This is a genomic window from Cyanobium sp. L1E-Cus, assembly GCF_024345755.1.
GTDB classification, from domain to species: Bacteria; Cyanobacteriota; Cyanobacteriia; order PCC-6307; family Cyanobiaceae; genus Cyanobium_A; species Cyanobium_A usitatum.
Map to the genome: position 1 here is coordinate 1 of NZ_JAGQBS010000030.1, position 6,847 is coordinate 6,847.

Annotated in this window: 9 protein-coding genes and 1 pseudogene; 3 read left to right on the plus strand and 7 right to left on the minus strand. The window is 60.4% G+C overall.

Annotated features, from left to right (window positions below):
- Positions 1-239 (plus strand): annotated as a pseudogene (locus KBZ22_RS14050) (photosystem II q(b) protein); the annotation flags it as partial.
- A 136-nt stretch (positions 240-375) separates the two neighbouring features.
- On the opposite strand, the gene KBZ22_RS14055 reads toward KBZ22_RS14050, so the two are convergent.
- From KBZ22_RS14055 to KBZ22_RS14080, 6 genes are all read right to left on the minus strand, one after another.
- Entirely contained in the window at positions 376-1,446 is a 1,071-nt protein-coding gene (locus KBZ22_RS14055) for a type III polyketide synthase (RefSeq protein WP_255022452.1), read from the minus strand.
- Between the two features lie 6 nt (positions 1,447-1,452).
- Entirely contained in the window at positions 1,453-2,625 is a 1,173-nt protein-coding gene (locus tag KBZ22_RS14060) for an NAD(P)/FAD-dependent oxidoreductase (protein ID WP_255022453.1), read from the minus strand.
- Positions 2,618-3,394, minus strand: coding sequence for a methyltransferase domain-containing protein (locus KBZ22_RS14065; protein ID WP_255022454.1), 777 nt, complete (start codon positions 3,392-3,394; stop codon positions 2,618-2,620). The genes KBZ22_RS14060 and KBZ22_RS14065 overlap by 8 nt, the downstream gene beginning before the upstream one ends.
- 110 nt (positions 3,395-3,504) lie before the next feature.
- The gene (locus tag KBZ22_RS14070) at positions 3,505-3,741 is read right to left on the minus strand and encodes a chlorophyll a/b-binding protein (RefSeq protein WP_254943026.1); all 237 of its coding nucleotides are present in this window, start codon (positions 3,739-3,741) and stop codon (positions 3,505-3,507) included.
- Between the two features lie 174 nt (positions 3,742-3,915).
- Complete coding sequence (locus KBZ22_RS14075; RefSeq protein WP_255022455.1) at positions 3,916-4,059, minus strand: chlorophyll a/b-binding protein; 144 nt, start codon at positions 4,057-4,059, stop codon at positions 3,916-3,918.
- Positions 4,060-4,182: 123 nt separating this feature from the next.
- Positions 4,183-4,860, minus strand: a complete 678-nt coding sequence (locus tag KBZ22_RS14080) for a peroxiredoxin-like family protein (protein ID WP_255022459.1) — start codon at positions 4,858-4,860, stop codon at positions 4,183-4,185.
- 163 nt (positions 4,861-5,023) lie between these two features.
- Between KBZ22_RS14080 and KBZ22_RS14085 the strand changes: the two genes are divergently transcribed.
- On the plus strand, positions 5,024-6,031 hold the full coding sequence (locus tag KBZ22_RS14085; protein WP_255022456.1) for an SDR family NAD(P)-dependent oxidoreductase: 1,008 nt from the start codon (positions 5,024-5,026) through the stop codon (positions 6,029-6,031).
- Between the two features lie 22 nt (positions 6,032-6,053).
- The gene (locus tag KBZ22_RS14090) at positions 6,054-6,281 is read left to right on the plus strand and encodes a hypothetical protein (RefSeq protein ID WP_255022457.1); all 228 of its coding nucleotides are present in this window, start codon (positions 6,054-6,056) and stop codon (positions 6,279-6,281) included.
- A gap of 113 nt (positions 6,282-6,394) precedes the next feature.
- On the opposite strand, the gene KBZ22_RS14095 is transcribed toward KBZ22_RS14090, so the two are convergent.
- On the minus strand, positions 6,395-6,637 hold the full coding sequence (locus KBZ22_RS14095; protein WP_255022458.1) for a hypothetical protein: 243 nt from the start codon (positions 6,635-6,637) through the stop codon (positions 6,395-6,397).
- Between the last annotated feature and the right edge of the window lie 210 nt (positions 6,638-6,847).

Here is a 6,847-nt window from a genome sequence, read left to right on the forward strand (position 1 = left end):
TTGGCATCTGGTTCACCGCCCTTGGCGTGAGCACGATGGCCTTCAACCTCAACGGTTTCAACTTCAACCAGTCGATCCTCGACGGCCAAGGCCGTGTGGTGAACACCTGGGCAGACGTTCTGAACCGCGCTGGTCTGGGTATGGAAGTGATGCACGAGCGCAATGCTCACAACTTCCCGCTTGACCTGGCTGCTGCTACTGCCACCCCCGTGGCACTGACCGCACCTGCAATCGGTTGATAGTCAACAGCCCAGCTACGGCTGGGTAATACGGAATCCCAGAAGCCACCTCTCAACAGGGGGCTTTTTTATTGGCTGGGTGGTTGGGCAAGTTGTACAAGAAGTCTGGATGGGAAAGCAGTGGTCAGAACCGCAATCAGGTGGCCTTTTGCACCATGAGCAATGCCGCTTCCACAGCGAGACCGGGACCGAAACCCAAAGCCAGGCATGGGCCGTTTTGGTCTGGTGAAGTGCGCAGCCGATCCAGGACAAACAAAATAGTTGCCGACGACATATTGCCGAATTGACGTAATACCGCAGTGGAGAGATCAATCTGGGCGGGTTGCAACCCGGCGCTCTCTTGTACCGCCCCAAGGATGCGGGGCCCGCCGGGATGAACGGCCCAGGTTTCTATTTCTGGCAATGTCAGCCCCAGGCCCGCCAGCCACTGCTCCAGCCAAGGGCGCAGCTGGGCGGCGATGCGACTGGGGACTTTGGATGAGAGAACCATGGAAAAACCATGATCTTCAATGATCCAGCCCATCAGGTCTTCAGTGCCGGGAAGCACTGTTGAGGATGAGGCGACTAGCTGTAAGCCTTTTTTATTGGTTGAGCCCACACCAGCGCCATCGGCCGCTACCGCCACCACCGCACCGGCACCATCAGCGAATAGGGCATTGGCCACGATGTGGTCCGGGTTCCAGCCCTCCTGCAAGTGCAAGCTGCACAACTCCACTGCACAGAGCAGCACGCAGGCACTGGGATCAGCCTCCACAAAGGCCCGTGCCACCCGCAGTCCGTTGAACGCCCCATGGCAACCCATGAAACCCACATGAGTTCGGGCCACATTCATGGCTAGTGGCAGGTTGGCGATTAAGGCGAGGTCGAAGCCAGGGGCGCCGAAGCCCGTGCATGAAACGGTGATTAAGTGGGTGATCGCGCTGGCCTCGATAGCGGCATCCTTAAGCGCTAGACGGGAAGCCTCTAGGGCGAGCTCAAGCGCTGCCGGTTGGTAGCGCCTCATCCGCTCAGCCGTTGTGGGGTTGCCGGAGTCAGGCAGGGGAATGCAGTGGCGGTGCATCACCCCCGAGCGCTGGTAGATCCTCTCCAGCAGGCGTTGTTGACGAGGGCTGGCGTTGCCCATCTGCGGTGCAAGGGCCAGGGCTTCTTGCTGGCTGATGCGCCTTTGGGGCACCGCAGTGCCAAGACCAATCAAGGACAGGGGCATGATTGATCAGTCCGTCGAGCAGGGCAGGGCGGGCCGCTGCAGAAGCCCAATCATGGAGCCGGCGACCGAGGGGAAGCTCCCCGCCAGCCTGTGCAGCCCCCACCTGATCCTGGGGTGCCGCAAAACCACTGCCAGCACTCGGCATGATTTCTGCTTCTGTGCCACCCAGCGGCGGTGCAGGCGCCGCCACTCCGACTCAATTGCGCCATCCCAGTTCTCCAATCCGCGAAGCACTAGAGGCAGGGCAGCTAGTGAGGAGGTCAGGGCCCAGCCCATGCCTTCACCGGTGAAGGGCTCCACGTAGCCGGCGGCATCACCAAGCAGCAGCAGCCTGTGACCCGCAAGCGGAATTGTGTGACGACTGAGCGCTGCGGTGAGTTGCCAGGATGATTCCTTAAGGCCAGGCAGAGTCGCAAAGCCCGCTTCTGCCAGGATTTTTTGGCAAAGCAGGGCCGCACCACCACCGGAGCCCAGCATGGGCCGATCGAAGGCACAGGCCAGGTTTATCTCCCCGCTCTCGACCCGCACCAGACCCACATAACCGCCATGGCCCACAGCCATTTGCAGCACACCGGGCGGCAGCTCGGCAGCTTCCCCTGGAAGTACGCACCCTGCGCCAATACGACTGTGGGGCTCGATACTGGTGCTGATCTCAGCTTCGTTATCGATGGCGCGGTGGCTGAGACCCGCCGCGATCAACACCACCTTGGCGCGGACACTCCACCTTGTAGTGCCTTTATGTAGCACCACCTCCCGGTCTGGTTCTAAGCCGGTGGCGGCGGCGCCCAGTACGGCTCGGGTGCCCGTCATCACCGTGGCACCAACTGCAACAGCTGCTTCCAGCAGAGCTTGATCAAGGCGAGAGCGGGACAGGACCCGGCCAGCTCCCAGCGCGAGCGGGCTCACCAGGCCAGCTACCCCCAGCTGCAGCCGCTCAAGGGGTAGACCACCCTGGGCCGCCACTAGGTTGCCAAGTCCAGCTGTTTTAAGTGCTGCTAGGGCCTGGGGGCTGAGGCAGGCCCCACAGACTTTCCAGCGTGGAAAGAGGCGCTGCTCCACCAGCAAGACGCGCACGCCACGACTGGCCAGACCATGGGCTGCAAGGGCGCCGGCCGGTCCAGCACCCACTACCACCACATCCCAGCAAGGCGAAATATGCAACGGTCCGAGTTCAGGCATTGGCTGCATTCCGACTCCAGGCGAGCAGGAAACGCTCGGGCCAGAACCGGGTGATCTGGGCACCCACCAGGCCAGCCGATGCGGCTAGCTGCGCCACCTCGTCGAGTTGAAAGGCACCACCCACCGAGAGTGGTCCATCTATGTGCACGATCGCTGAGCGACTCAGCAGCCGGGTGCCGATCCAGGTGAGCAGCAGGTCAATGGGGCTGCGGATTAGGTCGTGCACCAACAGCTGATTGAGGGTGGCGGCGGCCATAGATCGCAGCAGGCTTTCTGCATCGGCTTCCGTGAGGTGATGCAGAAATAACGAGGTGGTGATTAGGTGATAACCGCCAGGAAGAGGGGAATTGATTGCGTCGGTTTGGAAGAAATGAGTCTCCAATCCCTCCGCCTCAGCTGCTGCCCTTGCCAGGGAAACAGCTTCAGCGCTGATGTCGCAGCCATGCACCTCCAGATCAATCCCCTCCCGCTTGGCCATGCGACTGATGGCACGCACCGTGTCGCCCCCACCGCAGGCCACATCTAGGAGGCGCAACCGCCGCGCAGGATTCAGTTTTGCTAATCGACGGATATCAGGAAAGAAGCAAGCAGTGCTGCGGGTCAACGCATTGATGCGAGCTAGACCAAGTAATGCTTGCTGATGATCCAGAGGATCAAGTCCGGGCTGATCCATCAGCTCTGGCCTTAGCTGCCGCTGACCAAGCTGACTCCATAATTGGGGCAGGGGCACCTCAAGGGCCGCTTGGAGATCAGCAAGTTTTGGCTGCAAATTGCCCCGCTGCAATGCAATCTTGTCCCAACACTAAGATCCCAACACTAAGATCCCAACATTGAGGTCGCAACTGAGAGCACTGCAGCCCAAAGGCACGGCTATCAGACTCAGAAACAGAAGGGAAGAAACTGTGTGCGGCAGGCAGCGTAACCGTCTATCAGCGCTCCGAGGCCGATTTGGTGGGCGATACCAGAGCCCGTAAGCCCTTCTGTGATGATGCCAATCGCGATACCCAACATTGCTGCTCGGCCGTTGAACAGTTCTACGCGTTTGAGCTGTTCCAACAGAATCAATTCTTCGGCCCGATGCTTAAGCCATTCTCGGCCAGCCGGAGTGTTTGTCATTTTTTTGCAACGAAGAAGGAGGAATTAGGCTCAACGATGCTGAGAGTTACAGCTATCAGGATCTCGGGGTGAGGTCAGTGGGGCGACTGAGCACGTAGGTGGTCATGCCACCGAGCACCACCACAAGGGCAATCACGGTGAATATTGCAGCTGTGTAATCGGTTTCCATGGTGATCAACCCAGGCCGATTTGGGAAAGGATGCCTTGGCCAGTGAGTAGCTCAGTGCCGAGGCCGATTACGAAACCGAGCATGGCTAGGCGACCATTCCAGGTTTCAGCAAACTCAACGAATCCGAAGCGGGAAGCAGAATCAGTCATGAGTGTTGCGGTTTGTTAAGGGAACTGTAACGCAATGTGGCTAGGGCCAGGCGGCTAGGGCCGGGCGGCGAGGACCCGTGGGCTTCCATTGGATTCGGCCTTGTCTTTGTAGGCAGTTAATAATCAGGCGAGGTAAGGATCCAGGAAGCTGAGCGGCCTTGCCATGGATGCCGAAAAGCCGAGAATGCCGCGATCCTTGTAGCTGTAGAGCAGGGTGTCGTCGTCTTCCAGCAGGAAGGTGCCACCGCGCTGGGTAAGAAAGTCGTCGCAGGGCACGTAGGTGCGCCAGTTGCCCAACACCTCGCTCATGTTGCGCAGCCGAACCGTGGCTAGTTCAAAGGGGCGCTGGAATCCGGTCCCGCCAGCCCTGGCAAAGAACGAACCTTTAATAGGTGGCAAGGGGCCGGCCTGGATGGTCTCCTCGTCGGCGATTCGCTGGGGAGCGGCCCGATCGCCCGTGTAGCCGCGCAGCACCTCGGCCAAGGTGCCGGGGGAGCCGATGCCGGCGCACATCAAAAGCAGGTTGGGCCAGGGGCCGCCGATCTGCCGCAGACCCTCGTAGAGGCCCAGGGCACGGTGCAGCCGCGGGTCTGCATCAACCTGCAGTAGCTCGCGCGGAAAGCCTGTGAACTCGCAGAAGCGATCGGCTCCGGCAGCCTGGCCGATACCGATTGCCAGCACGGCGATCCCGGCAGTCTCCAGTTGCGGCAGGGCAGGAACCAGGGCTTGGGCGTATTCGAGGCTGTCGAAATCCCCCAACTGGGGTAGTAGAAGCACCAAACGACGGCGTCCCGGACCCATCCCCGCAACGCCCGCCAGCCGCTCAACCAGGGAATCCGGGGCTAACTCGGTGCTGGACACGGGGATCGCTGCGCTCTTGAGATAGCCATCGTGACGCCAAGCCGGCTGCCTGGCGATCCGCCATTTGGATCTACAGAATCGGGTGTTGCCGGGAATAGGGGCTATGGCCGTTGAGGAGCGCAGTGCTGGAGAGTCACGCAACATCCTGCTCACTGGTGGCAGCTCCGGGATCGGTTTTGAGGCGGCAACCCTGCTGCTCCAGGCCGGTCACCACCTCACCATCCCCTGCCGGGATGGGACCACAGCCGCGCTTCTGCGCCAGCGCCTGAGCGACAAGATCGATACCCCTAGCTGCGATCTGGCTGATCTGAGCAGCATCGGGCGCTGTGCTGAAGCCTTGCTGGCCAAGGGCGAGCCGATCGATACCTTGGTGCTCAACGCCGGCTTGCAGTACAGCGGCACGGTCGAGCCCCGATGGTCGGCCCAGGGGTTTGAACTCACCATCGCCGTCAACCACCTGGGTCACCAGGCCCTGCTGCAGCAACTTTTGCCCCTGTTGATCCGGAGCAAGGCCCCTCGCTTGGTGATAACCGCATCGGAGGTGCACGACCCCACCAGCGCCGGGGGAAAAGTGGGCCTCCCGGCTGGCCTCGGGGATCTTGCCGGACTGCGTCAGGGTCCTGGGGCGCTAATGCTTGATGGCAGCGACAGCTTTAGTGCCGAGAAGGCTTACAAAGACAGCAAGCTCTGCAACCTGCTGATGGCAAGGGAGGTGGAGCGGCGGCTGAGGGAGCAGGGCACGCATCTGCCGGTGCTCGCCTGGAGCCCGGGGCTGGTGATCCCGCGCAGTAAGGGGGGCTTCTTCCGCTACAGCCGCAGCCACAACCCCGTGGGCCAGGCCCTGTTCGCCTTTGTTGCTCGCGACCTGCTGCGGCTCACCGAAACTCCCCAGAGGGCTGGCGCCCTGCTGGCCGGCCTCGCCGATGGCTCAAAACCGCACGCCAGTGGATTTCAATACTGGAGCAACCGAGTTGTGGGGCCGGGTCGGCTGCGTTTTGAGACCAGCCAACCCAGCGCGGAGGCCTGCTCCGACCCACTGGCCCGGCTGCTGTGGGATTTCAGCGTCGCGCCAACAGACCAAAAAGCCACGGTTCATATTTCTTCATATTAAGATTCAGCAAAGTGGAACGCCGATGAACGACCTGCTGGCTGTCATTTATTTGGTTTTCTTTGCGGCTATCGCTGGCGGCGCCTTCGCGCTGATGTCCCAAAACTTGCGTAGCTCCCAGCAGAGAGATTCCCTTCAAGCCCCTCGTAAACGCAGCAGGGTTCACCCAGAGGCTCCCCAGCTCGGCGAAGAGGTGCTTTACGTCGATTTTAGCCGCGAGCGTTTAGAGCAGATATATCAGCAAACCCCTTGATTTTTGAAGTAAACACGAAGCGAGTGAAAGTCTGGCGAAACGCATTCAACCTGCAACATAGATAAATTACAAAAGTGTATTTCCGTGGCAGCCGCTGCCCCGGATTCGCCGCTTCACCAGCAAATAACTGGCTCGGCACTAAAGCATTGGCATTCGGCCGGGAAGTTGGTGAATGGCGCTTTGACAGTGTTGCCTTGGCTGAGGAAATCGGGCTCACGGTGAAACTCACCCGTTTTCGCATAGAGCGCAAGAACTGGTTTGATCGAGCTAGCTGCCCCCCGGTAAGGCAACTTCAGCGCCAATTGGAAAGCGGCCTCCAGAACTTTGCGCTGCTTCGCGGCATCGGTTCCGGCCATCCCGATGCGCCTTTATCTCTATGAGTCGAAACACTCGCCTACCGCTCCAGTGCCCGCATGATCGCCATTGCTCTGGGGTAGGCCCCCCCCAGTTTCAGGAAAGTTGTCACCCCCTAATCAGTACACCCGGGGGCTTGAGGACATGACCAATGCGTCGTTACAGCGAGGCCGTCAAAGCTGATGTGAGAAGGCGGATGAGCCCACCGCACA